This is a genomic window from Amycolatopsis sp. GA6-003 (assembly GCF_046267895.1).
Classification (GTDB): Bacteria; Actinomycetota; Actinomycetes; order Mycobacteriales; family Pseudonocardiaceae; genus Amycolatopsis.
Map to the genome: position 1 here is coordinate 8,259,834 of NZ_CP176499.1, position 23,182 is coordinate 8,283,015.

Below are 23,182 nucleotides of genomic sequence, written 5' to 3' on the forward strand. Positions count from 1 at the left end.
GGGAGGCTGCTCGTGTGGGATCCGGCGAAGTACCTCGACTACTCCGACCTGCGCGGCCGGCCGTTCTACGACCTGATCGGGCGAATCTCGGCGGCTTCGCCCCGCCGGGTGGCCGACCTGGGCTGCGGTCCCGGAACCCTGACCCTCGACCTGGCCCTGCGCTGGCCGGACGCGGTGCTGGAGGCGATCGACAGCTCGCCGGAAATGGTCGCCGCGGCGCGGGAACGCGGGGTGGCCGCCGAGGTCGGCGACGTCCGGACGTGGACGCCGAAACCGGACACCGACGTGGTCGTCTCGAACGCGGTCCTGCAGTGGGTGCCCGGGCACGAGGACCTGCTGCGCCGCTGGGCCGCGGAACTCCCCGCCGGAGCCGTGCTGGCGGTGCAGGTCCCCGGCAATTTTTCCGCCCCTTCGCACGCCCTCAGCCGCGAGCTGGCGGCCTCGCCGGCCTGGGCCTCGCGGCTGTCCTCGGTCGCTTTGCGCGCCGAAGACGCCGTCGGCGAGCCGCGCGACTACGCGAACCTCCTCGCCGACGCCGGATGCCTGGTCGACGCCTGGGAAACCACGTACGTGCAACAGCTTTCCGGCCCGCGCGCCGTCCTGGAGTGGATCACCGGAACCGCCCTCCGCCCGATCCGCGCCGCCTTGGGCGACGAGGACTGGGCGGCCTTCCAAGACGACCTCGCCCCGCTGCTGGACGAGGCCTACCCGCCGCGTCCGGACGGCACCACCTGGTTCGAATTCCGGCGGATCTTCTTCGTCGCGAGGATCCCCGGCTGATGCCGTACTGGAACACGAACGTGGCCCGTCATCCGGACATCCTGCGCGCGGTGCCCGCCGGATGCTCGACCGCCCTGGACGTCGGCTGTGGCGACGGCCTGCTGGTGCGGAAACTGGCTTCGGTGGTGCCCTCCGTCACCGGGATCGACAAGTCCCCGGAGATGGTCGCTCAGGCCCGCTCGGTGTCTGATCATTGTTTTGTAGAGGGAGACTTCCTCACCGCCGACCTCGGCGCCTACGACTTCATCTGCTCGGTGGCCACCGTCCACCATGTGGACTTCGAGACAGCCCTCACCCGGATGCGGGACCTCCTGAACCCAGGCGGCGCACTGGTAGTCGTCGGCCTGGCCCGCGACGCGAGCGCGACAGACTGGGCGACGACGATCGCGACCGCCCCGATCGTGCGCGTGACGAAGACACTCCGCCGCGCACACGGCCCGGACGGCATGCCGGTGCTGCGGCCGCAGATGAGCTACCGCGAAGTCCGCACAACCGCGGCCCGGCTGCTGCCCGGGGTGCGGTACCGCAGGCAGGTGTTGCGCCGGTACTCGCTGACCTGGCAAAAACCGTCCTGAGCTGGGCTTTCTCAGCCGTTCCCCCGTCCGAACTTCTCGCCGAGCTTCGCCCGCGCCACCCCGGCGGCCCCCTGGACCATCGGATGGTCGGCCAGCCGGCGATAGGTGCGCACGATCTGCTCGTACCGTCCCCGGCCGGCCTTGGTGCCCAGCACGTACCCCAGGCCCACGCCCAGCAGGAACTTCTTCATCGACGGCCACACCTCTTCCTCAGCAGGACTTCCGACTGTCCATTGTCCAACACAACCGGCTCCCGCGCGGGGCCGCCGAAAACCCACCCCCCCCTGTGCGGGGCCGGAACGGCATGGGCTAAAGTTCTTCCTGTCAGCCCGGAGAGATCCGGACCGGCAGAGCACGATCCCCTGTAGCTCAACTGGCAGAGCATTCGGCTGTTAACCGGAGGGTTCTTGGTTCGAGTCCAAGCGGGGGAGCCAAAGCCCAGGTCAACGACCTGGGCTTTTTTCGTGCGTGCCAACGACAAGCTCAGGTGTCCAATAACTGTCCAACTATGGACGCGACATCAGCCCGTGGTTCCCACGTCGAGCGACTCCATCGATTCGGCCGTTCGAGTGTTTGACGTGCCTTTCTCCCGGTAGTGCTCCTCCAGCACCGCGGGCGTGATGCCGAGCTGGTCCGCGATCCAGTTGGTGGGCACGCCTTCCTCGTCGAGCGCCCGTGCGACCGTCTTGCGGAACACGTGCGAGGTGACCCATCCGTACCCGATGGCAAGCAACGCTTCCTGCAACCTGTTGATCACCGTCGACGGGTCGAGCCACTCCGACCGCATCGCCCGGAACAACGGCCCGCCGTCGGTCGCCTCCTGAACCAGGAGACGCCAGACGAACAGTGACCACTCGGGAAGCGTGAGCGTGAGGATGGCGTCCGGGTTTCCCTTGCGCCCGCGCATGCGGATGATGCCGACTCCGGGCTGTCGGACAAGGTGCCAGCGGATCGTCACCTGCCGCTTTGCGAGGTCGACTTCCGCCGCTGTCAACGCGAGAAGTTCGCCGATGCGCACGCCCGTCGACAGGACCGCCTGCATGAGCAGCGGCAGCATCCACCAGATCCGTGCGCGGTCGCCAAGGGACCGGCCCTTGCTGTCGACGCTCCGCTTCCGCGCGTTGTCCGCCAGCTTGGCCACCACGTCTACGCGCTGTTCTGCCGACAAGGCTCGGATCCTGCGTTTCTCGGCGCGACGCAGCTTGATCCCGAGGAAGGGATTCGACGTCAGGGCCCCGTATTTGATGCCGAACTCGCCCAACTTGATGCCCACCGTGCGCAGACTCTTCGCAGCGTCGTAGCTGCGGGTCTCCATGCAGCGCTTCACGAGCTGGTCGCACCGTCGTGCGACCTTCTCGAATTCGCGCGCCTGGAGCTTCCCGAACTCCGGGGTGAGCCAGTTCTTCACGTACCCGCGCCACTGGCGCACGGTGTCGGGAGACCGCTTCGCGAGCCGGTACTCCGTTTCGAGGTCATCCAGGAACATCTCCGCGAGAACCTCGATCCGCGTATCTCGGGTGATCTCGTCGTTGGTTGCTTCCTCGGCGGCTTCTCTCAGCTTCTCCGTCAGGTTGTTCTTCGCTTCAGTGGCGGAGGTTCCGCGTGCGCGCATGCGCTTCCACTCACCGTTCGCGATACGGACCCGACCGTCCGCCTCGACGCACTTGCGGCCGAGCGTGCGTGTGTTGATCTTGCCGATTGTTCCGACCGGCGCGGGGCGTCTGGCCACCGGTCAGTTCCGGTCGTTGCCGCGGCGACGGTAGGACGCCAGTTCGATCGTGCCGCCGGCGTCGAGCGCCGTCGGTTCGTCATCGCGCTGTTGAGGGGGCAGCCCGAACTCTTTGAACATGGCGTCGAGTTCCCTCCGCTTCCGGTGGTCGACGACCTTCAGTACCTCCTGGGTGCGCTCCCCGACCACGGTGAGTAGTTCTTTCATCGCTTTTTCTGTGCTGCGATCGATGTGATCGATCACCTCCCGGGTCGCGAAGGAAATGCCCGCGAGCATCCACAATCCGACTGCGATGACGCGGACTAGTGTCTGGTATTCGTCCGGGAGGACGGAAAAACCGTTGCCCTGGTTGCGGACCACCGAGTCTGCGACAGCTACGGCTGTGGTGCCTGCCGCGAAGATGACGAACCAGAACAGGCGTCGAGACATGGGGGTGCTCCTATCGTGCGTCGTACATCTGTTGCATCCCCGAATATTCAGATAATCCCACGGTGACCACAGCGTGTTACGAACAGCGCCCGAATGGACTAGTCCACGCAAATCGGAGTGATCAGCTGGTTTGCGACAAACCCTCGTCGCTCGAGGACGTCGTCAACTCCGCGATCTGACGGTTGAGATCGGCGAGTTCAGCAGACAGTTTGGCGATCGCTGCGCGAGCAGCCTCCGGGCCGTAATCGTCGTAGATGTCCGACACCAGTTCGAGCTTCCGGCGGATCTCGGCTGCTTCAGCTTGGATCTTGGCCAGGGCCCGTTGCGTCTCGGCGTCGAGCGGCTGCGGAACGATCGGTTGCCCGCCGGCGAGCACTGCCTGAGTGCTGCCCGGCATCCAGCCGAGTGCAGTCTCGAGGCGGCCGAGGGTCGCCTTGGCGACTGCTGTGCCTTGGATGATGCGGTCGACGGTCTTCTTGTCCATGCCCATTCGCCGCGCGACTTCTTCGCGGTCGATGCCGAGGCGGCCGATCCAGGTGCCCACGGTTTCGCCGAGGTGCTTCCAGTCTCCTCCGTTAGACACACGGTAAGTGTGCCTCAACGGTCTAGTCCTGTCGACAACGCACCCTGCTCGGCGGCGTTTTCTGGTCGTTAGGTGTCTCATTCTGTCTCCCTCCCTGGGCTCTTTCTAGCTCCTTTTCGCTCCTCTGGCAACCCCTTGCGTCGTCATGTGTCCTCTTCTGTCCTTTGGCAGCTTGCCAACTCCTTCAAACTGTCCTAATCTGTCTCGCATGGCCAAGCCCCTGGGAGACAACATCCGCCAAGCGCGGATCGAGAAGGGGATGGAACGTGCCGAGCTGGCTGCAAAGGTCGGCCGGTCGGTCAAGCACATCAGCAACATCGAGAACGGCGCGAACACCGCCAAGCCCGAGCTGCTGTACCGCATCGCCCGAGTGCTGGAACTGCCCATTGACCAGGTCATGGCCAGCGACTGGATCGGTGCGGCATGACCGAGATCGCGCACCCCGTCCCGCCGCCGCGCCCGACAGCGCCGCCGCCCCGTCCCTGGGGACCGGCTCCCGCGCAGCCCTCGAAACCGAGCCCGAAGCCCGACCCGAAAAGGAGGCCGCGGTGACCAATTCTGTCCAGAAGGATGCCGCCGAGGTCGGCTCTGACTCCGAGGCGATCAACGTGACGGAGCCCGACGACGACCTCGACGGGGCCTACAGCCCGGATGAGGTCGCGGCGCGACTGAGCGTTCCGTACCGGACGGTCATGCGATTGATCCACATCAAGGAGCTCGGCTCGATCAAAACCGGCCGCTACTACCGGATCCCCAAGGCCGAGTTCCGACGCTACCTCAGGCAGGCGGTCTTGGACGGCGCGGCCTGACCGCGCTCAACCCAACAAATAAGTCGGCCCGGTGCCGTGAACACCGGGCCCAGATCAAGAGGAGTGGTCCCTCATGACCAGGAAGCATTCTGCCAGACCGGGGCGGCATTGCCGTTCGCGTGTGGGTTTGGTGGACGTGTACCGGATTTACCAGCGTGAGCGCGGAGTGCTGCTGTCGACGGCTGGCCTGTTCGGTGTGGTGCGCGCGGTTTGGCGGTGCGGGCAATGAGCAGTTTGCAGGAGATCGCCGCCAAATTGATGGAGATCGGTGGGCAGGTGCCGGTCGAGCAGGCCGAGCAGGCGCGGATTCAGGTGCAGATGCTGCACGAGCCGCAGGCCGACGCGACAGCAGCGGTTCTGGAAGCGTTGGGGGAGGCGTCGGCACTGCACGGTCGCTTGTGGCAGAACGCTCAGGAGGCGCAGGCAGCGATCCGTGAGGCCGGGGAGATGGCCGGCAATGCGATCGCGATGCTGCAGGCGTACCGGGCGTCGCTGCAGGAAGCGGCAGCCGAGGTGATCAACCGATGAGCGCCGCGCAGTCTCCGGTGAGCGATTCGGCGTGGGCTGAGGCGACGCAGCTGCTCACGGTCGAGGGTGTGCTCGCTGAGCCGGGTGCGCTCGGCGAGATGCTCCGCTGCTGGCGCGATGAGGTCGGGACGGTTCCGTTCCCGGCGGTGCGCGAGCCGGTGTCGGTGGATTACATGCCGCCGCAGCCGACGGTTCGCGTTGTGGAGCCGCGGTTTCCGCGCGTGGCGGCGGTGGCGCGTTGGGTGTCGACGGTGGGCGCGGCTGGTGTGGCGATGGGTTGTTTCGCGACAGCGGGCGTGCTTGGCGTCGCGGCCGGTTTGGGGGTGTGGTCGTGAACGACTTCGACACGTTGGACCGGATTGTGCGGCACGCGAAGGCGTGGGGCCTGGATGACCGCGTGGAGTCGATGCGGTTCACGCCGGTTCCGGTGGTGCGGATGCGTGACGACGACGTCGCGATGTTCGGGTCGTGGGCGAAGCACCTTTCGCAGCCCCGGCTCCGGATTGAGGCGGGAAGTAACCGTGCGGTGTTGACGGTCACGGGCTTGATCATGTGTGGGAAGCCGGTGGCGATCGCGGTGGACGTGCAAGAGCGGTTCCTGCCTGACAGCCGCCATTCCGCGTTCTGTCTATCCATTGAGGATTTTGTCGCGGTGGTCGCGACGCGGCAGCGGGTTCTTGCGCCCGCGAAGGCGGGTGCGTGATGGCGTGGGGAGACCGGTTGATCAACCGCACGGTGGAACGGGCGAAGGACGACGTCGCCCGGGAGAAGACCGCGAAGCGGGAGCAGAAAGCCAACGAGGCCAACAAGACCGGGCAGCCGAAGGACACGCCGCGATGACCGAGACGATCGAAACACCCGCGTTGGCGTTCGCGGATCAGCTGGTTCCGCTGGTCGCGCACCTGCGTGCTCACCCGTACTTGCCCGTGGTCGACGTGGGCAAGTACATCGAAGAAGGCGGATTGGACCTGCAGCTCCGCGTTCCGGACCGCGCGCAGGGGGCGCTGGTCTGGGCGAAGACACTCGAAAACCCCCGGATCACCATTCGGCAGGTGGCCGACTGGGTTGGTGTCTATGTGTTCGCCCGGATCGGCGACGTTCCGGTGCGCGCCTGGGGTAGTGATCGCGGCGACCTTATCCGCTGGGTGTCTGGCGATCGCGAGCACGAGATCACGCTCGCGCAGCTGACTGAGTATGTGGCGGCTGGCACGGTCGAAGGGCTCGGTGCGCGATGAGCAAGGCTGCTGTCGAGTACAAGGCGGACGGGGTCGTTGTGCTTGCCCCGCACCCGGCGTTCCCCGAACCGCACAACCGTTTTGACCACGGGGTGTGCGGGTGCGGGAAGAAGGTCGGAGACATCGCGGGCTGGGAGGAACACCGCAAGGAGATCGGACGGGGGAAGCTGCGGTCGAGGCTTCGTAGTTCGACTGAGCCGTCGCGTGAGGAACGACTCGCCCGCGAGTTGCGTGACCGTAATCGTGCGTACGGCAAGGCTTCCGCGACGATCGGCGAATTGCGCGGTCACGTCGCGCGGCTCACCGCGGAGCGTTTCCAGGAATGGGCGGCTCGTCCGGGCGCGGTGGACGGTGACGTCCTGTTCGAGGTGTTGCGTGCTGCCGCGCCGGAGCGGTGGACCGCTGAGGCGCGTGGGGAGTTCGCGGACCAGGTGATGCGGGACATGGTCGCGTCTGGTTTCCGGGTGTTGCGCGGGCCGGGCCGGGAACCGTGGCCAGCTGTCGACGAGCCTGGGTTCCGCCGGTTCCACGCGGATCAGGTGGTGCAGTCGACTCCCGCGAGGACGCTGCCGTTCGAGCCGCGGGTCGGGATGCGGGTTGTGCGCAAGAGCGACGGCGCGAGTCGGAAGGTGACGTCGGTGCGGCCGGACGAGTCGACGACGTATGGGCTGGCGGTGTTCGTGGATGAGGGCCGGGTGACGGAGTTCGGGCCGCTCAACCTCGACGAGTGGAAGCGTGCCTCGTGGGTGCCGAAGCCAGGCGGTGAGGGCTGATGTACGAGTCCCGCGCCTACGACCGGCCGAGCGAGTTCGGTCCGGATCCGGTTGTCGTGCTGGTCGTGTCCGGCACGCATGACGTGTCGCGTCTCGTGCACCTCCTCAACGGCGGTTCCGTGCTGTGCGAACAGTTGGAGGTGGGGGAGAAGCTCGCCGCGCAGGTCGCCCGGCACAACGGCGGCCAGGCGGCGCTGAAGTTGCTCGCTCACCACGGTGGCCCGGATCTTCTGGAGCGCCTGGGCGGTGATTCGTGATGCAGTGGCAGATCGAGCCCATGCCCCGCTGGCCCTACCCCGAAACCACGGGGCGGCGGTGGAACCCGTTCCGCGCGAAGTTCGACGCCACCCTCGAACTCCTCGCCGACGAACTCGACCACCTCAAGGTCGAAGGCGCGGTCGCGGTCCGCGTCGTCGCGGCCGAGGCTGATGTCCGACGGGACGGGATGCTCCGCGCCCGCGCCGAAGTCCGCCATCCCGGCGTCGCGATCTCCTTCACCTCCCGCAAGCTCGGCGCGCTCACCTACCCGTGCGACGCGTTCCAAGGCCGCTGGCACGGCGATCCCGATTGGCAGGTCAACCTGCGAGCCATCGCCCTCGGCCTGAAGCACCTGCGCGCGTTGGATCGGTACGGGGTTGCGGCCCGCGGCGAGCAGTACGCCGGCTGGCGTGCGATCGAAGCGACCACCCCGGCCGGGTTCGCGTCGGTCGACGACGCCCTCCGCTGGCTCGGCAACTTCACCGACATGCCCACCGCCGGACACACCGACCGCGCGGTCAAGGATGCTGCGGCGCTGATGCTGCGCCGCGCCGCGCACAAGGCGCATCCGGACGTCGGTGGTGACCCGGCCGACTGGGCGAAGGTCGACGCGGCGCGGCAGCTGTTCAAGCGCGCGGGGGTGATCGCGTGACCACGCTGCAGCAGACGATCGGAGGTGTCGGGCTCGTGCTCGTCCTGCTCGCCATTGTCCTCGCGATCGACAAACGCCGCCCGATCCGACACCTCGACGACCAGCCCGAACCGCCGCACGTCGGCGGGCCGTGGCTCGGCGACGGCGACCTCAACCACATCACCGACGCGCGCATCGCCGCCGAATCCACGCTCTACCGAAAGGCCCGCTGATGAGCGCCCCCACCATGCACGCCGTCACCGTCTCCTCCGCCGACTGGCCAGCGTTCCAGGCGCACCTCGCGCACGGCGGATACCTCCTCAACACGATCCCGACCGCGCCGAGCCAAACCCCGCACCACCGGGTCGTCGGCCGCGACCTCACCGACACACCCATCACCCTCACTGAGCGGGAACTCGAAGTGCTCGAAGGGATCGCGGCCGGACGATCCAACCCGCAGATCGCGGCCGCCCTGTTCCTGTCGACGGACACGGTGAAAACGCATGCACGGCACCTGTTCAAGAAACTCGGCGTCAGCGACCGGGCCGAAGCCGTCGCGATCGGTTACCAGCAAGGAATCCTCGGCGGTGCCCGATGACCCTCATCGAATTTCCGGACGTGATCCAAGGCTCCGACGAATGGCTAGACCAGCGCCGAGGCATCGTCACCGCGTCCGTCGTCGGCCAGCTGGTCACGCCGAAAACGTTGAAGCCGGCGAACAACGATTCGAGCCGTGGCATCACCGTGCAGTTGGTAGCGGAACGGATCACCGGATATACGGACCCGACCTACGTCGGCGACGACATGCTGCGCGGCATCGAGGACGAACCGCGCGCTCGTGAGCTGTACGCCCAGGTGTACGACCGGCCTGTCCGCGACGTCGGGTTCCTTCTGCGGAAGGAGGAAACCTGGCAGCTCGGCTATTCGCCGGACGGTTTGGTCGGTGACGACGGGCTGATCGAGGTGAAGGCCCCGCGCGCCAAAGGGCACCTGCGCACGATCCTTTCCGACGAGGTGCCCGCCGAGCACATGGCGCAGTGCCAGGCCGGGCTGCTCGTGTCCGGCCGCGAATGGCTGGACTTCATCAGCTTCTCGGGCGGGATGCCGATGTGGCATAAGCGGGTGTTCCCGGACCCGGCGTGGCAGGACGCGATTGTCGCCGCCGTCGAGCGGTTCGAGGCGACGGCCGCCGAGATGGTCGCGGAGTACGCGGCCAAGACCGAGAGGCTGCCTGCCACTGAACGGATCACCTTCATGGAAATGAGGATTTGATGGACCTCACCGACAGCATCGCGCCGACGAGCGACCAGCTCGACGCGGTCGATCTCCTCGGAGGACCGCGGACCTTCACGATCGAGAAGGTGTCGAAGGGCAATGCTGAGCAGCCCGTCAACATCAAGCTCACCGAGTTCCCGCGGGTGTGGCGGCCGGGGAAGAGCATGCGCCGCGTGCTCGTCGCCTGCTGGGGGCCCGACGCGTCCACCTACGTCGGTCGCCGCGTGACCCTGTACTGCGATCCCGAGGTGCGGTTCGGCGGGCAGGCAGTGGGTGGTACCCGCATCAGCCACCTCAGCCACCTGGAGAAGAAGAAACAGGTGCCGTTGCTGGTGACGCGCGGCAAGTCCGCGATCTTCGTGGTGCAGCCGTTGGTCGAGACGACCGAGGACCGCGTTGCCGAGTTCAAGCGCGAGTGGAAGACCGCCACTCCTGCGCGGCGGAAGGTGATCGAAGCCGAGGTCGCCGCGCTGACGAACGCCGGAATCGTCGAGAGCACCGATCCGACGGACCCGACGTTGCCGGACGACCCGGACCTGACCGCTGGCGGTGAGGCATGAACGCACAGGAGCACGTTGAGGCCGCGGAGGCGTGGCTCGAAACCGGTGAGGAGCTGTGGCGTCGGTTCACCTACGACACCGAGCCGCGCAACCCGGGGCAGTTGCGGCGCGCGGAGGTCGCGATTGGCCTGTCGCAGGCGCATTCGGCGCTGGCGGCGGCGCTGCCTCTGGAAGACGTCCGGGTTGCTGTTGATGAAAGCCCAGTGCCTGCTGCTGCGGAAGCGCACACCGGCGGCGGGCACTGACGTGGCCGGGCGGGGCGGGCTCACCCCCTTCCCGCCGAGAAGCCCCGCCCGGCCACTACCCAACTTCATCGACACCGCCGATTCGGTGTCCGCAATTGGTGACAGCCACCCTGCCGTCACCACCGTCCAGGAAGGACAGAGCAAGTGAGATACGACGTCCAGAAGCTCCGCGAAGCCGTCAAGACCGCGATCGCGAACGAGCGTGGCGAACTCGAAGCCCGCCACACGCAGCGCGTCACCAACTACACCGAACTGAAAGACCGGTGGCTCGCCAAGCACAGCGAAACCTGGCGGCAGTTCGGTGTCCTGATCGGTCGTCGCATCCGGGCCGGGAAACCCATCACCCAGAAGGACATCCCTACCGACCGCAATGGGTACGGGCGGTACGCGACGTTCGACGAGACCGAGCCCGGGAAGTTCGTCGGCGGCCCGTCAAGCGACCTGCAGATCATCTCCGCCGCACTGCAGCTGATCACCGACGAGACGGTGACGCCGAACGAGCTGGCGAAGCTCGGCGTCCGCGCGTCGGAGCTGCGGACCGTCTTCTCGCTCGCCCGCTCCGACGCCTGATCTCGCGGGCCCGGTCATTCCCGATACGGCCGGGCCCGTGCACCACCCGAAAGGAGGCGAGATGGGCTACCGAGTTGACGGCCGACCAGTGCCAGGGCAACCGCCGTGCGTCGAACCGATCACCTACACCAGAGTGCTTTCCGCGTGCTGGCGCGGCGACCTCCCAGCCGAACAACTCTCGCCTGTCGACCGAGAAACCCTGATCTACGACCTGTGGTTCGCAGGCTGGACCGACGTCGAGATCGCCACCCACACCAGCCTCACGACCTACACAACGGCCCGGATCCGCGACCGCCTCGGACTCGCCCCGCGCCCAGCGCGGAAGGAGTCGTACGCCCGTGGCGCGTAGTCATGCCCGTCTGCTGTTCACCGTCTGGCAAGGACTGTCAGATGTGGACACTGATGCCGCGAAGCTCGCCTACTTCGCGGTGATGACGGAACCGCACACCACCCAGTGCGGATCGGGACCGGTGAGGTTCGGCCGGTGGCTGAAGAACCTCGGCTGGTCCGAGCAAACGTTGCGGGACGCGCTCGACGAACTCGACAAGAAACGCAAGGTACTGATCGACTGGGAGACCGACGAGTTCCTGCTCCGCAGCTTCATCCGCTCCGACGAGGTGTGGCGGCAACCCCAAATCCTCCGGGCCGGGTTGAAAGCCGCGCGGCAGATCGAGTCTCCTCGGCTGAGGCAGGAACTCGGCTACGAACTGCGCCGAATCCACGCCGAGTTCGTGCACGAGGTCGACGGCCTCACCTGGCAGGTGCTGTCGGGCGAGATGTTGCTGACCGCGGACGGGCTCGACGGCGGCGCTGGTGATCCGGCGATGCACGAGGAGATCGCGGTGCAGGCAGCCAACGCGGCCGGTGCTCTGGAGCGGGTCGAGGCAACTCGCCGGCCGCCGTCTCGATGTCCGAAGCATTTGGAGAATCCGACGACGCGGGCGTGCCGGGCGTGCGGTTCGGCACGGGACGCGGCTCGGGAATGGGATGCGGAGCAGTCCCGCGCGAAGGACAGGGCGCGCACGGCTGAGGCGCGTGCGAAGGCAGCGGAGCGGCGTGCCGCGATCGACGGCTGTGACCGATGCGACAAGGACGGCTACGTGGGGACCGCTTTGTGTGACCACAAGCCGCGGACGCTGAGACCGAGGAGGGCGTCGTGAGCCATCTGGACCGGACAGGCGACGAGGTGATTGTCGACGAGCACGAGTGCGACGGCGGTTTCGAGGACCGCAACGCGGATCCTCCGTTGCGTCCGTGCCTTATCTGCCGTCCGAAGCTCGCGTCGCACCTGCGGCGGCAGAAGACGTTCGGCCTGTACGAGGACAGCGCTCGTGAGGAACGCGAGCGCCACCAACGAAACGAGGAAGAATCATGAGCAACTTGGTAGAGCACGCCCGCCGTGAGCTGCAGTTGATCGGCGAGGACCCGGTGTACAGCGCGTCCTTGGTCGCGGCTGTCGCAGCGTTCGCTTCCTTCGGTCACAGCGGAGGGTCCGCTGAGATGGCCCGCGAGCAGCTGCACACTCTCCTCGCGTTCGGCAACCTGGCTCCGCTGACCGACGACCCCGACGAATGGCACAACCACGGCGAGATCTCCGGTACACCGCTGTGGCAGAACCGCCGCAACTCGGCGTGCTTCTCCAACGACGGCGGCAAGACGTACTACAGCGTTAACGATCCCAAGGACGACAACGGCGAGCTGCCGCGATACACCTCTGCGCCGAAGACAAGCGCGGCGAGACCGTGACCGCCGCCAGCATGCGCCGGTCGCTGCGGCGCGCTGTCGCTGTCGCCCGAGGCGACGCCTGGCGCACCTGCGCCGCGTGCGGCAACGGCTTCAGCGGCCGTCAGGAACCGACCACCAACCACCTCGAAACCATCGCTGGCGGCGAAGACGACCCGCGCCTGCTGTGCCCCGGATGCATCGACGCCGGTGTCGGTTGTCGTGCGCACGCCGCCGCCGGAATGGGTTGGGACCACAAGCGTTGTGAGTTCGCCCCGCCGACCGAGCTGTGGCCGACCGACGACAGCGACGCCGCACCCGGCCGGTCCGGGCCTTACTACCTCGACCCGCCCACGATCCCGATCCTGCCGGTCGTGCCGGTCGTGCCCATCCCTGAAGGCGTCCACGTGCTCGGCGACCAGCGGGACGAGCCTGAGGCGTTCATACCAATCCTGGACTCCTCCGGCCGGGGCGCGGAGATCATGCGGAAGTTGTTCGAGCCGCCGACGCCGGAGGAGGTCGCCGAGCGCCGCACCCGCGCCGAGGAACGCGAAGCCCGGGAAGCCCTCGCACGGCAGCTGGTCCTCGACCGGCACGCCGACCTCCTCGCGACCATCCCGGACGTCCCACAGAACAGCGTGATCCGTGCCCTGATCCGCGACCACGCGCCGAAGCTCAACGGCGAGAACCGGCTCGAATGCCGTGGTTGCGAGCAGGTCAACGGCTACGACGAGGACGGATGCGACGCCCTCTACTGGCCATCCGCGCCCTGCCCGACCTGGACCACCATCGAACGTTTGCACGGGAGCACCACGTGACCGACCAGTTCTACGAGCGGGCCGAGCAGCTGTGGCGCGGAATGCACCAGCGTTTCGACGCGATCACCGGCCGCGCCGTCCCGCTCACCGCAGCCGACCGCGTCGACATCGCGAAGATCGAAGCACGGCTGCGCGCTGCCGAACCCGCACCCGAGGTCGAACGCTGCGGCCTCACCGAACTCCCGACCGACCAGTGCTCGCACTGCCGACCCGGCGGCAACCGGCGACCCGCCACCATCGCCGGCCGATCCGAGATCTTCACCGCGTCCTACCCCGGACGCTGCTGTGTCTGCCGGGAACAGTACCGGCCCGGCGACACCATCGAACGACGCGAAGACAGCGGCTACAACGGACCCTGCTGCGCCCGGAGGACCCCGTGACCCGCAACCGCGCCTCAGCCAAAGCCGCCGGAACCCGCTTCGAAACCAGCATCGCCGGCTACCTCGCCGAGCAGGTCGACGACCGGATCGAACGCCGCGCCCGCAACGGCGGCAAAGACCGCGGCGACATCAGCGGAGTTCGCGCACCCGGCGGCGGCCGGGTCGTCCTCGAATGCAAGGACGTCGCCCGCACCGACCTCGCGGGCTGGACCGCCGAAGCCGAGATCGAACGCGGGAACGACGACGCCATCGCTGGTTTCGTCGTCCACAAGCGCCGCGGCACCACCGACCCCGCACGCCAGTACGTCACCTGCACCGTCGCCGACCTCGCCGCGCTGCTCACCGGCCAGAGACCGCCGGAGGCGAAATGACGACCACGGGACGCCCGCACGGGCGTGCGAAGTATGTGATGGAGCACTGCAAGTGTGACGTGTGCACCCAGGCGAACCGCGACTACAACAAGCACCAGAAGCGGCAACGCGCCTATGGCCGCCCGGCATACATCGACGCCGAGCCCGCGCGCCAGCATCTGCGTGCGCTCAGCGAGGCCGGGATCGGGTGGCGTCGCGCCGCCAAACTCGCCGGGCTCCACGACTCCATCGTCAAGAGCATCCTGTTCGGCAGGCCCGGTCGCGTTCCGAACAAACGGATCCGCGCCGCTACCGCGGAGAGAATCTTCGCTGTCAAGTTCAGCGGCGACGCGTTGGCGGACAAGGCGGTCGTGGACATCACTGGAAGTCGGCGGCGGCTGCAGGCGCTCGTCGCGACTGGCCGCACACAGCAGTATCTGGCCGATCGGCTCGGGATGACGCCGGGGAATTTCTGGCTGGTCATGCAGCGGCAGACCAGGATCACGGCCGCGAAGCAGCGCCAGATCAATGCGCTTTACGACGAACTGTGGGACACGCCTCCGGCCGATGATGTCGCGTCGCGTCACGCCCGCGCTTACGCGCGACGGCACGGCTGGGTGCCGCCGCTGGCGTGGGACGACGACACGATCGACGACCCGGATGCTGAACCGGTCGGTGTCGAGGAATCGCGTCGTAGGCCTGGCGGTCAGCCGAAGCTGCCGCCGGCGGATGAACTGCGGTGGCTGCTGACCCAGCAGTCGCGGTTGTCGGTGGCGCAAAGGTACGGGGTGCGTCCGGACGCGATCGACAATGCGCTCCGGAGGTCGGCGTGACGACGACCGACTTCGGCAGCCTGCTGAACACGGTGACTGTGCTCGCCGTGCCGTGCCCGCGCGGCCACGAGACCGAGGTGATGCGCGTGTACGAGCACGCGGCCACCTGGTCCTGCGGTGCGGTGACCTGGCTGCCGGAGATCCCCGGACTCCGGCACGGACGGTGCCCGGTGTGCGGTCGTATGACCGCGCTCCGCACCGATGGTCGCGTGCGTGCGCACGGGCGTCGTGGCGACGGCTGCGACGGATCCGGCCGGAAACCGAGAGTCATGACATGACGGCCCGGTGCAAGGCGGCGAAGTGCGGTCGTCCGCTCCGGTCGGAGAAGTCGAAGAAGCGCGGTTACGGCCCGGTGTGCTGGGGACGTGAGCACCCGACCGTGCCGTCGGGCCCGGTCACTGCCGACCACCCGGTCGATCCGAACCAGATCCTGTTACCGCTGGGGGTTTCCACTGTGGACGCTGAGACACGCAAGCAGGCGATCGACACCGTCGCACGGCATGCGCTGTTCCGGAAGCTCCGGCTCGCCGTGACGTGCGGGGAAATTCTTTGGGAGGACTATCCCGAAATCGACGAACGAGACTGGAACCTTGTCCTCGAACGGGTTCTCGCGATTGCGACCTCGATGCGCCCTGCCGACGAGCAGTATCGGGTTGCGTACGAGCACCTGACGGGCGTCACAGTTGAGGATGGGGGCGCGGCCAAATGACCGACATCGTGGACTTGATCGACGAGGTGACGACCCCGGTGTGCGGCTGGTGCTCGGTGCCGCTGTCGTCGGATGGCGCGTCGCTGGACTTCTGTACGGAGGATTGCCATACCCGTTGGCACGCTGAGCGTTCGGAGCGGCTAGTCGGAAGCGGTGAGTGCGGGTACGGGGTCTTCCTGGACGCGTCGGTCGTTTGGAGAGACCCGGTTATGCCGACGGACAGGCTGAGGGCGCAGGTCATCGATTCGTTGTCGGAACCGGTTCCCGTGCGAACGTCAGCGGAGATCATCTACGACTTCAACGTCGACCTTCATCCGTTCCGAGAGGCGTTGGAACGGAACCTCGCGCAGATGTCCCGCGCGTTCGACATCCCGCTGCCGGTCCTGATGTCCGGAGCGCAGCCGAATGAAATCGAGGACGCGGCGGAGGACGCGCGACTCGGGCAGATCTTGCTCAACGAGCCGTCCCTCGCCGATCGGATGCAGGCGGCGCTCGAAGCACGCCGGCACCGGAACACCGGGCCACGCCAGCAACCCCGCGCCCCGAAGCGCATCGACGCGAGGAGGACCCGATGAACACGTGCGCGACTGGTTGTGGCCGCCCGACTGACACTGCGCTGTGTCGTACCTGCCTTGACACGCTCACCAAAGCGTTGCGGGACATCGAATGGCTATACCCCGAGTTGGACGTGACCATCACCCGGCAGGCGAAGACGACGCGCGGCGGCGTCGGCTTCGTCACCGGCGGGGGCGGGTCGCCGATGCCGTTGCACCTCGGCGCGTCGAGCCTCACCGACGATCTGCGCGACAACCTCGCCGGCTGGGTGCAGAACCTGTGGGAGGACTACGCGGTCGACCACACGCCGATCGACGTGGCGGTCCACCCGTTGCCGTTGGCGCGGTGGCTGTTGCGGCACCCGTCGTGGATGGCCGGATGTGCTTATGCTGCTGAGCTTTTCGCTGAGATCACGTGGCGTGTGGAGAGCGCGCGGCGGATGGTGTCCGGCCCGTTGGACCGGGTCTATCTCGGGATTTGCTCGGCTGATGTCCGGGTGGTCGAGGAGTTCGACCCGGACGCCGAGCAGCTCGAACGCTGCGACCGCGACCTGTACGGCCTGCCGAACCGGGCATCGGTGGTGTGCCCGGCGTGCGGGTGGGAGTGGGACATCCAGGAGCGCCGGGACTGGATGCTCCGCGCGATGGAGAACCAGTTGTTGACCGCGACCGAGCTGTCGCGGGCGTTGCCGACGTACCTGGACCGGGAGGTGACGGCGTCGATGATCCGCGGCTATGCGGCACGGGGCCGTCTGGTGCAGCACGCGGATTCTGAGCCGTCGGAAGACGACCTGCTCGACGTGCCTTCGTCCGGTCGGGAGCGGCGTCGAGTGCCGCGCTACCGGGTGGGTGACGTACTCGATCTCCTTGCCGCGCAATCCATCCCGCAAGCGTCATGACCAGCTCCGCCAGGAGCCCCGAAACCCCGAAGGAACACCAAATGCCTGAATCGACAGAGCCCAGCCCACGAGAGAAGGCGCTAGCCGCGATCTCCGACGGCACCGGGAAATCCCGGGAGCAGGCCGAGGCGTTTCTTGACCTCGCCCGGTCAGCGTTCGCCCGCCGTGGCTGGGTCCCGGGCGAGCCGCTGAACGATGAGCAGCTCGGCGAGCGGCTCGACACGTTCCTGGGAGCGTCCGACAGCGAGGAGAAGCCCGATGCCTGACCAGACCGAGAACGCCAGCGAGCGGCCGAATGCGGGCCAGGAAACGGCACGCGCGGATGTGCTCCGCCATCTCATCCACCTCTACGAGATCGACCTCGAACAAGCCGAGAAGCGTGCCTCGTCGTGGTGGGAAGCGGCGAAGGACATCTACCGGCGTAGCCGTGCCGAGGCTGCCGAGTTCATGGGCACATGGGAGGAAAACCTGCGCCAGGAACGCGCCCGCGCTGATGCCGCGGCGGCGGAGCTGCGGGACGTCAAGGCGCAGCTCGAAGAGTGGACGCTGCAGGAGAACGACCAGGCTCGCCGCGCCGATGCCGCGGAGGCGAAGCTGCGGGACGCCGAGAAGATCCGGTTCAACGTCGATCGAATCCTCGACGATGCGCTCGGCCCGAACGTCGAGGACGGCGCGGGCATGGGGCTGGCCGGAGAGGTGGCGCTGCTCGCGGAGCGGAAGAAGGCCGTCGAGGACCGCCTTGATCAGGTCCGTGTGGTGCTGCTCGAAGGCGGCCAGGACGCGGCCAGCGTGCGCAGGGAAGCGCTCGCGGTAGTGCTCGGCGAATCCGATCGGATCGGGCATCGGGGCGACCACCAGCGCCGCGCGAAGCTGGCGGAAGAACGGCTCGCTCAGGCCCTGGAGTTGTGCAAGCAAGCTTGCACTGAGCGTGACGCCGACCGGGCGAAGCTCGACGAGATCCGCGCCGTGATCGCCGAGGCGTACGAAGTGATACCGGTGACCACGGGCATCCGGATGAAGCGTTGGATCACGAATCCGCCGGTGTACTTCGATCGCATCCGCGAGGTCGTCGAGCGCACCACCACGGAGACCGACCAGCCGTCCCTGGCTGCCGCTGATGCGTGGGCCCGCGAGTGCGACGCCACCGAGGAACGTCTCGCCGAGGCGCAGGAAACCGCCGCCGCGGAAGTGGACGCCGAGCGGTCCGCCTACGACATGGACCCCGACATCGACGAACCGGAAGACGAGGAGGACAGCCGTGGCTGACGGCTTCACGTTCTACCGCTACCTCACGGGCAACCCGCCGTACCGGCGCACACCGACTGGACGGTTCGAGCAGTTCAGCATCGGGCTCCACGGCTGGATGCAGTGCAACCAGAACGACCGCGGCCTGACCCGGATCGCGCCCGCGTTCCTGCCCAGTTACGCGCGGCCCCACGCCTACGCGCCAGCCGTCGACACCCGCGCCCGCCGTGTCCGTGAGGGGAGCCACGAGCAATGACGTGGATCTACGAGAGTTTCGAGACCGGCTTGTGGACGGTCGGGTTCTACCGGCCGGACGGGTCGTTTGCCCCGGCCACCGACCACAGATCCGAAGAGGAGGCGGCGCAGCGCGTGCACTACCTGAATGGCGGCCGTGAGGGGAGCCCCGACCATGGCTGACTACACCGGACGTCATCCCAGTGACGCGGATGAGCGCGACCCCGGCTTCTGCCGGTGCGGTCTCGGTCTCGACGCGTGGGTGCACATCGACACCAAGCGGTACACCGAAACACCGCTGACCCGCGAGGTCTGGAACGACCTTCGCGGCGGCCCCGAGGGGAGCCCCGACCATGAGTGAGCTTGCCGATCTGCTCGTGAAAACGGCTGTCGATTCAGCGATGTCCGCACCGACGGCCGACGGGGGGAAGTGCGCTCGCCGCGACGTCGCCGCCGTGCTGCATGTGCTGGCAGAAGACGACCGGTGGACCCGGAACGACGCGATCTTCCTGATCGAGCTGGCCGACGAGATCAAGGAGTGCCCCGACGATGAGTGACCAGACACTCCGCGTGCCCGAACTGTGGTGGAGCGCGAGCGAAAAGGCGTTGTGGGAGAAGGACGACGACGGCTACTTCTGCCCGGACTACTACCCGGTCAAGGCCAGTGACGAGCTGCCCGCCGACGCCGTGAAGCTCGTACCCGCTGGAGACCCGATGAGCTACACCGACAAGCTCAACGAGATCCGCGAGGTGATCGTCGAATTCGGCCAGCTGGACAAGGCGAACCAGACCAGCGCGCTGGAGACGCTGGAAAAGATCGACGTCATACTCGACCGCCCCGCTGCCGGCTCGGTTGAGCGACCGTGCGCGTCGTGCCTGACTCTCGGCCACTGCCAACGGGGCGACGAATGCGATGTCTCGTGGACCGCTGCCGCCCCTGCGGAACCCCGCGAGGACGTGGTGGCGCTGGATGCCTACCGGACGGTGGTCGCCGCGCTCAAGGGCAAAGAAGCCGCTCTGGAGGAGATCGAGGCCGCGCTCGGGATGAAGCTCGCGGCAGGCGAGCCGTACTCGCGGCTGGCCGAGGTGATCCGCGAGCGGCTCGCCGACGCTCACGGTCAGGTGGTGGAACACCGCGAGTGTTCGTGCTTCGTCACCCCCGAATCGCTGTGGACCAAGCACTACGACGCGACTGAGCCGGGCAGCATGATGGAACCCAACCCCGAATGCCCCGTCCACTTCGGTCAGGCGGTGGAACACCGCGAGGACTTCGTCGAGGCCACCGAGCGGGCGCTCCGCAACAAGCAGCAGCTGCCGCGCCCGTGGGAGGTCGCGGGCACGGTCGAACACACACCGGAGATGCAGGCGGCGTTGGAACGCCTCGCACCAATCATGATCCCGAACCCGAACGCAGGGAAGCCGATCCCGATCTCCGAACTCGGTCAGGTGGTGGAACACCAGCCGGCGGCCGACAGCGCGCTGCCGATCGTTGAACGCGCTCGGGAGTTCTGTGCCACTCAGGTACTGATCGAGGAACGCGACAAGAACGCTGCCGAGCGGGACCAGTTGCAGGCCCGCATCGGAAAGGCCCTTGCCGCGTGCGGTGGCACGGACGACGAACGCCGGATCGCCCGCATCCTCCGCGGCGAGGAGGACAGCCGTGGCTGATTTGTACCAGGCGGGCGCGACCATTGACGGCGACTGGATTGCCGGCCTGCTGGCACCCGCCAGGCCCCTGACCGTCGAGGACGTCCTCGGCAGCCTCGCCGAGGCGTGCAACGGGGTGCCGGTGACGGCGGCTGTCGTTCCGGGCGACGACGGCCGGGTGCGCGGCATGGTGCTGTACCGGCACCCCAGTGTCACCCACGGCACCCCGTCGATCCCTGTGCACGGCGGGTTGGTGGCGTTCTTCCGCCGCCGCGGATGGACCAGGCGGATCGTCGTCGGACCCACCAGTGCGGTGACTGTCGCGATGGGACTGCGCGAGGGCTACAGCCCGGATGCTGCGGTGCACGAGCACGGCGAGGTTGAGCAGGCGTTGCGCCGCGCCCGCGCGCACAGCGTCTCGGTGCAGACGGTGACGCTGATGTCCGCGCGCCGGCTCCCAGACGGCCCGCAGACCCACCAGGAGCCGGGTGTTCTGCTCACCAGCCCGCACGTCTCGGACCTCGCCGTGATCCGGCGAATCGCCGCCGACCTGCGCCAGCACCAGATCGTCGTCATCGACCACCGCCAGCGCGCCACCTACACCCTGCGCCAGGAGGACCGGTGAAACTCCGCATCGAGGGCGCCGAGGCCGAGATCAGCCTGACACTCACCGGCAAGGAGCCCCAGACGTGACTGATGAATCGAGCGTGAACGACTACTCGAAGTGGGTCACCGACGGCCAGCGGGTCGAGGCCCGCTACGCCACCGGCAGCGGTGTCCACGCCACTGGCTACGTGTATGCCTACGCCGACCGGCCGACTGTCCACATCGTCCAGCCGGACGGCGGCGAACTGAGCTGGATCGCGGACCTGTGCGTCCCGGTCGACGGAGGATCGAACGACGCCCGCAACGCCGCACTCGCGAAGCGCGGCACCGGCGGCACAGTGTCGGTCGCGGCGAGCCAGCTCGAGCAGGAGGTCGCGTATTGGCGGGGCCGGGCCGAAGCCGCCGAGAAACGGCTCAAGGACGCCTCCGAGTTCTTTCCGGACAACCCGCCGGAGCCGCCCGTCGGCACGCAGTACCTCCATCGTGATGGCACGATCGCTTGGGAGCGCCGCGAGGACGGATGGCACTGCGGGCGCACTGGCTGCCGGAACTGCCCGGCTGAGTGGATCGAGGCGCTGGACTTCGGCATCATCGGACTTTCAGAGAGGAAGCTTCCCTGATGGATGACCTGATCGCGTTCCTCCGCGCCCGCGTCACCGACGAGCAGGCCGAGATCGAACCGCACCTGGAGAACCCGTATGCCGGGCTCAGCGACGACGAGCTGCACCAGCGGAATGCGCACCCGGCCTACGAATACAAGACCCTGGAGGGCCAGCGGAAGGCGTGGCGCGAGGTCGACGACCCGCCGGAGGGCGGGGGCTGGGAGCTGAACACGACCAGCGTCGACCTGGATGCGTTCGAGCGGTTCGACTACACCGAGGAACGCTACTGGCGCCGCCTGCGCCCGGACGGCACCCGTCGCGAGTGGACCCCGCCGGGGATGTGGCGTCGTCGCGCAGCCGAGATCGACGCCAAACGACGGATCATCGACCTGCACTCGCCCGACAGCGACTATCTCCCGGACTGCAAGACGTGCTCGTGCGCAGGCGCGCTCGCGGGGACGGACTGCATCAACACCGTCAAGTGGCCGTGCCCGACACTGCTCCTGCTGGCCCTGCCGTACGCCGATCACCCGGACTACCGCGAGGAGTGGCGGCCGTAGGTTCACACCTTGAGTCGATGCATGTCCACCGGGACGACTGGCAGGCTCAGCCCGGTGGACGATCAAAACGACGCGGCACGCCGAGCGCTCTCCGACGCTGTATTCCGACAAGGACTCACGCTCCCCAGCAACCGCAGCGTGACCAGCCCTGACGGCCAAGGTGAGCCACCAGAATCGGACCACCCCGACGACGATCTCGCCGCAGCCGCCCGCTTCACCATCGACCGCATCAACGAAGCCAGACGCACCGCATCCGTCCCCGAAGGAATCCGGGACCTCGACGGCCGCCGCGAACTCATCGAAGTGTGGCGAGCCAACCGCTGGCACCACGACCAACCCGACCCGCTCTACACCCGGCTCCCGTTCCTCCTCGCCCGAGCATGGTGCACCCATCCTGAGTACAACCGGGACTGGAACTACCGGTAGCGGCTACGCATCCCTGGCGCTCGCGTCCAGCATGTGCCCGCAATACTGCGGCTCGCCCAGCCGAATCGGCACGTCGGTTCGCAACGCAGCCCAGAACGCCCGCGCCCGCGGCGTGCGATCCAGCACCGTCGTCGACCACCCATAGCCCGGCCCGCGCGACAACGCCGCCGCCACGAGCAGCGACCCCACGCCCCGCCGACGACAGTCCTCATCGACCCGCACCTGCTCGATCACGCCGAGCCGGTCCACCGCGCACAGCTGAACGTCCACATCGCCGACCGGTTCGCCGCGCACCTCGAGCGCGATCTGCCCGACGCCGGCCGCGGTCGACGGCGGGCGCGCCACCAATCGCAGCCGTGACCGGCCGTTCCCGACCTGCTCGTGCGCGAGCGTGAGATCGACTTCGAGCCAGCTCGTGCGCGGCAGGTGCAGGTCCGAGCAGACGTTGCACGAATGGTGGTGCTCCCACAGGTTCGGGTTGAACGACGCGTTCCGGCCCGCGATGTCGAGCCGGTGCCCATTCAGACAGCACTCGTGCCGCAACGCTGGGCGTATGGGCAGGTCAAGGCGCGATACAGGTGGGGCGTCGGACTGGTCGTGCACGATCGGAGTATGCC

45 protein-coding genes, 1 tRNA gene and 1 pseudogene are annotated in these 23,182 nt (G+C 67.6%); 42 read left to right on the top strand and 5 right to left on the bottom strand.

What is annotated here, in order from left to right; genetic code table 11:
• The first annotated feature begins 12 nt into the window (after nt 1-12).
• Nucleotides 13-780, top strand: a complete 768-nt coding sequence (locus F9C12_RS37300) for a trans-aconitate 2-methyltransferase (protein WP_409186429.1) — start codon at nt 13-15, stop codon at nt 778-780.
• The gene (locus F9C12_RS37305) at nt 780-1,355 is read left to right on the top strand and encodes a class I SAM-dependent methyltransferase (RefSeq protein WP_409463586.1); all 576 of its coding nucleotides are present in this window, start codon (nt 780-782) and stop codon (nt 1,353-1,355) included. The genes F9C12_RS37300 and F9C12_RS37305 overlap by 1 nt, the downstream gene beginning before the upstream one ends.
• Before the next feature lie 11 nt (nt 1,356-1,366).
• Here the strand turns inward: F9C12_RS37305 and F9C12_RS37310 are convergent, their stop codons facing one another.
• The gene (locus F9C12_RS37310; protein WP_409463587.1) at nt 1,367-1,546 is read right to left on the bottom strand and encodes a hypothetical protein; all 180 of its coding nucleotides are present in this window, start codon (nt 1,544-1,546) and stop codon (nt 1,367-1,369) included.
• A 167-nt stretch (nt 1,547-1,713) separates the two neighbouring features.
• Here F9C12_RS37310 and F9C12_RS37315 point away from each other — a divergent pair.
• Nucleotides 1,714-1,789: transfer RNA gene (locus F9C12_RS37315), tRNA-Asn, on the top strand.
• An 86-nt stretch (nt 1,790-1,875) separates the two neighbouring features.
• On the opposite strand, the gene F9C12_RS37320 is transcribed toward F9C12_RS37315, so the two are convergent.
• From F9C12_RS37320 to F9C12_RS37330, 3 genes are all read right to left on the bottom strand, one after another.
• Nucleotides 1,876-3,084 carry a tyrosine-type recombinase/integrase gene (locus tag F9C12_RS37320; RefSeq protein ID WP_409186432.1) on the bottom strand — a complete coding sequence of 403 codons (1,209 nt, stop codon included), beginning with the start codon at nt 3,082-3,084 and terminating at the stop codon, nt 1,876-1,878.
• Between the two features lie 3 nt (nt 3,085-3,087).
• Nucleotides 3,088-3,513: a hypothetical protein gene (locus F9C12_RS37325; protein ID WP_409186433.1), complete on the bottom strand. Its 426-nt coding sequence runs from the start codon at nt 3,511-3,513 to the stop codon at nt 3,088-3,090.
• A 121-nt stretch (nt 3,514-3,634) separates the two neighbouring features.
• Nucleotides 3,635-4,057 (bottom strand): hypothetical protein, encoded by a 423-nt coding sequence (locus F9C12_RS37330; protein ID WP_409463588.1) that lies wholly within the window; start codon nt 4,055-4,057, stop codon nt 3,635-3,637.
• Between the two features lie 247 nt (nt 4,058-4,304).
• Between F9C12_RS37330 and F9C12_RS37335 the strand changes: the two genes are divergently transcribed.
• From F9C12_RS37335 to F9C12_RS37525, 39 genes and pseudogenes are all read left to right on the top strand, one after another.
• Nucleotides 4,305-4,523, top strand: a complete 219-nt coding sequence (locus F9C12_RS37335) for a helix-turn-helix transcriptional regulator (RefSeq protein WP_409186435.1) — start codon at nt 4,305-4,307, stop codon at nt 4,521-4,523.
• A gap of 121 nt (nt 4,524-4,644) precedes the next feature.
• The gene (locus F9C12_RS37340) at nt 4,645-4,905 is read left to right on the top strand and encodes an excisionase family DNA-binding protein (protein WP_409186436.1); all 261 of its coding nucleotides are present in this window, start codon (nt 4,645-4,647) and stop codon (nt 4,903-4,905) included.
• A 225-nt stretch (nt 4,906-5,130) separates the two neighbouring features.
• Nucleotides 5,131-5,433, top strand: a complete 303-nt coding sequence (locus F9C12_RS37345; RefSeq protein ID WP_409186437.1) for a hypothetical protein — start codon at nt 5,131-5,133, stop codon at nt 5,431-5,433.
• The gene (locus F9C12_RS37350; protein WP_409186438.1) at nt 5,430-5,768 is read left to right on the top strand and encodes a hypothetical protein; all 339 of its coding nucleotides are present in this window, start codon (nt 5,430-5,432) and stop codon (nt 5,766-5,768) included. The genes F9C12_RS37345 and F9C12_RS37350 overlap by 4 nt, the downstream gene beginning before the upstream one ends.
• A complete protein-coding gene (locus F9C12_RS37355) occupies nt 5,765-6,136 on the top strand; it encodes a hypothetical protein (RefSeq protein WP_409186439.1) in 372 nt (123 codons plus the stop codon). Before F9C12_RS37350 ends, F9C12_RS37355 begins: the two co-directional genes overlap by 4 nt.
• The gene (locus F9C12_RS37360; protein WP_409186440.1) at nt 6,136-6,273 is read left to right on the top strand and encodes a hypothetical protein; all 138 of its coding nucleotides are present in this window, start codon (nt 6,136-6,138) and stop codon (nt 6,271-6,273) included. Before F9C12_RS37355 ends, F9C12_RS37360 begins: the two co-directional genes overlap by 1 nt.
• On the top strand, nt 6,270-6,668 hold the full coding sequence (locus F9C12_RS37365) for a hypothetical protein (RefSeq protein ID WP_409186441.1): 399 nt from the start codon (nt 6,270-6,272) through the stop codon (nt 6,666-6,668). Before F9C12_RS37360 ends, F9C12_RS37365 begins: the two co-directional genes overlap by 4 nt.
• Nucleotides 6,665-7,441, top strand: a complete 777-nt coding sequence (locus F9C12_RS37370; RefSeq protein ID WP_409186442.1) for a hypothetical protein — start codon at nt 6,665-6,667, stop codon at nt 7,439-7,441. Before F9C12_RS37365 ends, F9C12_RS37370 begins: the two co-directional genes overlap by 4 nt.
• On the top strand, nt 7,441-7,698 hold the full coding sequence (locus F9C12_RS37375) for a hypothetical protein (RefSeq protein ID WP_409186443.1): 258 nt from the start codon (nt 7,441-7,443) through the stop codon (nt 7,696-7,698). Before F9C12_RS37370 ends, F9C12_RS37375 begins: the two co-directional genes overlap by 1 nt.
• A complete protein-coding gene (locus F9C12_RS37380) occupies nt 7,698-8,351 on the top strand; it encodes a hypothetical protein (RefSeq protein ID WP_409186444.1) in 654 nt (217 codons plus the stop codon). Before F9C12_RS37375 ends, F9C12_RS37380 begins: the two co-directional genes overlap by 1 nt.
• The gene (locus F9C12_RS37385; protein WP_409186445.1) at nt 8,348-8,563 is read left to right on the top strand and encodes a hypothetical protein; all 216 of its coding nucleotides are present in this window, start codon (nt 8,348-8,350) and stop codon (nt 8,561-8,563) included. Before F9C12_RS37380 ends, F9C12_RS37385 begins: the two co-directional genes overlap by 4 nt.
• Nucleotides 8,564-8,727: 164 nt before the next feature.
• Nucleotides 8,728-8,928 (top strand): annotated as a pseudogene (locus tag F9C12_RS37390) (response regulator transcription factor); the annotation flags it as partial.
• A complete protein-coding gene (locus F9C12_RS37395; RefSeq protein ID WP_409186446.1) occupies nt 8,925-9,602 on the top strand; it encodes a lambda exonuclease family protein in 678 nt (225 codons plus the stop codon). The pseudogene F9C12_RS37390 and the gene F9C12_RS37395, both read left to right, overlap by 4 nt.
• Nucleotides 9,602-10,165 carry a hypothetical protein gene (locus tag F9C12_RS37400; RefSeq protein WP_409186447.1) on the top strand — a complete coding sequence of 188 codons (564 nt, stop codon included), beginning with the start codon at nt 9,602-9,604 and terminating at the stop codon, nt 10,163-10,165. The genes F9C12_RS37395 and F9C12_RS37400 overlap by 1 nt, the downstream gene beginning before the upstream one ends.
• Nucleotides 10,162-10,410, top strand: a complete 249-nt coding sequence (locus F9C12_RS37405; RefSeq protein ID WP_409186448.1) for a hypothetical protein — start codon at nt 10,162-10,164, stop codon at nt 10,408-10,410. Before F9C12_RS37400 ends, F9C12_RS37405 begins: the two co-directional genes overlap by 4 nt.
• 144 nt (nt 10,411-10,554) lie before the next feature.
• Nucleotides 10,555-10,980, top strand: coding sequence for a hypothetical protein (locus tag F9C12_RS37410; protein ID WP_409186449.1), 426 nt, complete (start codon nt 10,555-10,557; stop codon nt 10,978-10,980).
• A 61-nt stretch (nt 10,981-11,041) separates the two neighbouring features.
• A complete protein-coding gene (locus tag F9C12_RS37415) occupies nt 11,042-11,329 on the top strand; it encodes a hypothetical protein (RefSeq protein ID WP_409186450.1) in 288 nt (95 codons plus the stop codon).
• Entirely contained in the window at nt 11,319-12,140 is an 822-nt protein-coding gene (locus F9C12_RS37420) for a hypothetical protein (RefSeq protein WP_409186451.1), read from the top strand. Before F9C12_RS37415 ends, F9C12_RS37420 begins: the two co-directional genes overlap by 11 nt.
• Entirely contained in the window at nt 12,137-12,355 is a 219-nt protein-coding gene (locus F9C12_RS37425; protein WP_409186452.1) for a hypothetical protein, read from the top strand. The genes F9C12_RS37420 and F9C12_RS37425 overlap by 4 nt, the downstream gene beginning before the upstream one ends.
• The gene (locus F9C12_RS37430) at nt 12,352-12,726 is read left to right on the top strand and encodes a hypothetical protein (protein WP_409186453.1); all 375 of its coding nucleotides are present in this window, start codon (nt 12,352-12,354) and stop codon (nt 12,724-12,726) included. Before F9C12_RS37425 ends, F9C12_RS37430 begins: the two co-directional genes overlap by 4 nt.
• Nucleotides 12,723-13,520, top strand: coding sequence for a hypothetical protein (locus tag F9C12_RS37435; protein WP_409186454.1), 798 nt, complete (start codon nt 12,723-12,725; stop codon nt 13,518-13,520). Before F9C12_RS37430 ends, F9C12_RS37435 begins: the two co-directional genes overlap by 4 nt.
• A complete protein-coding gene (locus F9C12_RS37440) occupies nt 13,517-13,900 on the top strand; it encodes a hypothetical protein (protein WP_409186455.1) in 384 nt (127 codons plus the stop codon). The genes F9C12_RS37435 and F9C12_RS37440 overlap by 4 nt, the downstream gene beginning before the upstream one ends.
• Nucleotides 13,897-14,271 (top strand): hypothetical protein, encoded by a 375-nt coding sequence (locus F9C12_RS37445; RefSeq protein WP_409463589.1) that lies wholly within the window; start codon nt 13,897-13,899, stop codon nt 14,269-14,271. The genes F9C12_RS37440 and F9C12_RS37445 overlap by 4 nt, the downstream gene beginning before the upstream one ends.
• Nucleotides 14,268-15,083, top strand: a complete 816-nt coding sequence (locus F9C12_RS37450) for a hypothetical protein (RefSeq protein WP_409186457.1) — start codon at nt 14,268-14,270, stop codon at nt 15,081-15,083. The genes F9C12_RS37445 and F9C12_RS37450 overlap by 4 nt, the downstream gene beginning before the upstream one ends.
• A complete protein-coding gene (locus F9C12_RS37455) occupies nt 15,080-15,361 on the top strand; it encodes a hypothetical protein (protein WP_409186458.1) in 282 nt (93 codons plus the stop codon). The genes F9C12_RS37450 and F9C12_RS37455 overlap by 4 nt, the downstream gene beginning before the upstream one ends.
• A complete protein-coding gene (locus F9C12_RS37460; protein WP_409186459.1) occupies nt 15,358-15,792 on the top strand; it encodes a DUF6011 domain-containing protein in 435 nt (144 codons plus the stop codon). The genes F9C12_RS37455 and F9C12_RS37460 overlap by 4 nt, the downstream gene beginning before the upstream one ends.
• Nucleotides 15,789-16,367: a hypothetical protein gene (locus F9C12_RS37465; protein WP_409186460.1), complete on the top strand. Its 579-nt coding sequence runs from the start codon at nt 15,789-15,791 to the stop codon at nt 16,365-16,367. The genes F9C12_RS37460 and F9C12_RS37465 overlap by 4 nt, the downstream gene beginning before the upstream one ends.
• A gap of 113 nt (nt 16,368-16,480) precedes the next feature.
• Complete coding sequence (locus F9C12_RS37470; RefSeq protein ID WP_409186461.1) at nt 16,481-17,245, top strand: hypothetical protein; 765 nt, start codon at nt 16,481-16,483, stop codon at nt 17,243-17,245.
• A 41-nt stretch (nt 17,246-17,286) separates the two neighbouring features.
• Complete coding sequence (locus F9C12_RS37475; RefSeq protein ID WP_409186462.1) at nt 17,287-17,511, top strand: hypothetical protein; 225 nt, start codon at nt 17,287-17,289, stop codon at nt 17,509-17,511.
• Nucleotides 17,504-18,511: a hypothetical protein gene (locus F9C12_RS37480; RefSeq protein WP_409186463.1), complete on the top strand. Its 1,008-nt coding sequence runs from the start codon at nt 17,504-17,506 to the stop codon at nt 18,509-18,511. The genes F9C12_RS37475 and F9C12_RS37480 overlap by 8 nt, the downstream gene beginning before the upstream one ends.
• On the top strand, nt 18,504-18,746 hold the full coding sequence (locus F9C12_RS37485) for a hypothetical protein (protein ID WP_409186464.1): 243 nt from the start codon (nt 18,504-18,506) through the stop codon (nt 18,744-18,746). The genes F9C12_RS37480 and F9C12_RS37485 overlap by 8 nt, the downstream gene beginning before the upstream one ends.
• Nucleotides 18,743-18,907: a hypothetical protein gene (locus tag F9C12_RS37490; RefSeq protein WP_409186465.1), complete on the top strand. Its 165-nt coding sequence runs from the start codon at nt 18,743-18,745 to the stop codon at nt 18,905-18,907. The genes F9C12_RS37485 and F9C12_RS37490 overlap by 4 nt, the downstream gene beginning before the upstream one ends.
• Complete coding sequence (locus F9C12_RS37495) at nt 18,900-19,085, top strand: hypothetical protein (RefSeq protein ID WP_409186466.1); 186 nt, start codon at nt 18,900-18,902, stop codon at nt 19,083-19,085. Before F9C12_RS37490 ends, F9C12_RS37495 begins: the two co-directional genes overlap by 8 nt.
• Nucleotides 19,078-19,281, top strand: a complete 204-nt coding sequence (locus tag F9C12_RS37500) for a hypothetical protein (protein WP_409463590.1) — start codon at nt 19,078-19,080, stop codon at nt 19,279-19,281. Before F9C12_RS37495 ends, F9C12_RS37500 begins: the two co-directional genes overlap by 8 nt.
• 13 nt (nt 19,282-19,294) lie before the next feature.
• On the top strand, nt 19,295-20,392 hold the full coding sequence (locus tag F9C12_RS37505; protein ID WP_409463591.1) for a hypothetical protein: 1,098 nt from the start codon (nt 19,295-19,297) through the stop codon (nt 20,390-20,392).
• Complete coding sequence (locus tag F9C12_RS37510; RefSeq protein ID WP_409186469.1) at nt 20,385-20,996, top strand: hypothetical protein; 612 nt, start codon at nt 20,385-20,387, stop codon at nt 20,994-20,996. Before F9C12_RS37505 ends, F9C12_RS37510 begins: the two co-directional genes overlap by 8 nt.
• 64 nt (nt 20,997-21,060) lie before the next feature.
• Nucleotides 21,061-21,597, top strand: a complete 537-nt coding sequence (locus F9C12_RS37515; protein ID WP_409186470.1) for a hypothetical protein — start codon at nt 21,061-21,063, stop codon at nt 21,595-21,597.
• Nucleotides 21,597-22,139, top strand: a complete 543-nt coding sequence (locus F9C12_RS37520; RefSeq protein WP_409186471.1) for a DUF6221 family protein — start codon at nt 21,597-21,599, stop codon at nt 22,137-22,139. The genes F9C12_RS37515 and F9C12_RS37520 overlap by 1 nt, the downstream gene beginning before the upstream one ends.
• 54 nt (nt 22,140-22,193) lie before the next feature.
• Nucleotides 22,194-22,565 (top strand): hypothetical protein, encoded by a 372-nt coding sequence (locus F9C12_RS37525; protein WP_409186472.1) that lies wholly within the window; start codon nt 22,194-22,196, stop codon nt 22,563-22,565.
• A 3-nt stretch (nt 22,566-22,568) separates the two neighbouring features.
• Here F9C12_RS37525 and F9C12_RS37530 read toward each other — a convergent pair whose 3' ends face one another.
• Nucleotides 22,569-23,168 (bottom strand): GNAT family N-acetyltransferase, encoded by a 600-nt coding sequence (locus F9C12_RS37530; RefSeq protein ID WP_409186473.1) that lies wholly within the window; start codon nt 23,166-23,168, stop codon nt 22,569-22,571.
• Between the last annotated feature and the right edge of the window lie 14 nt (nt 23,169-23,182).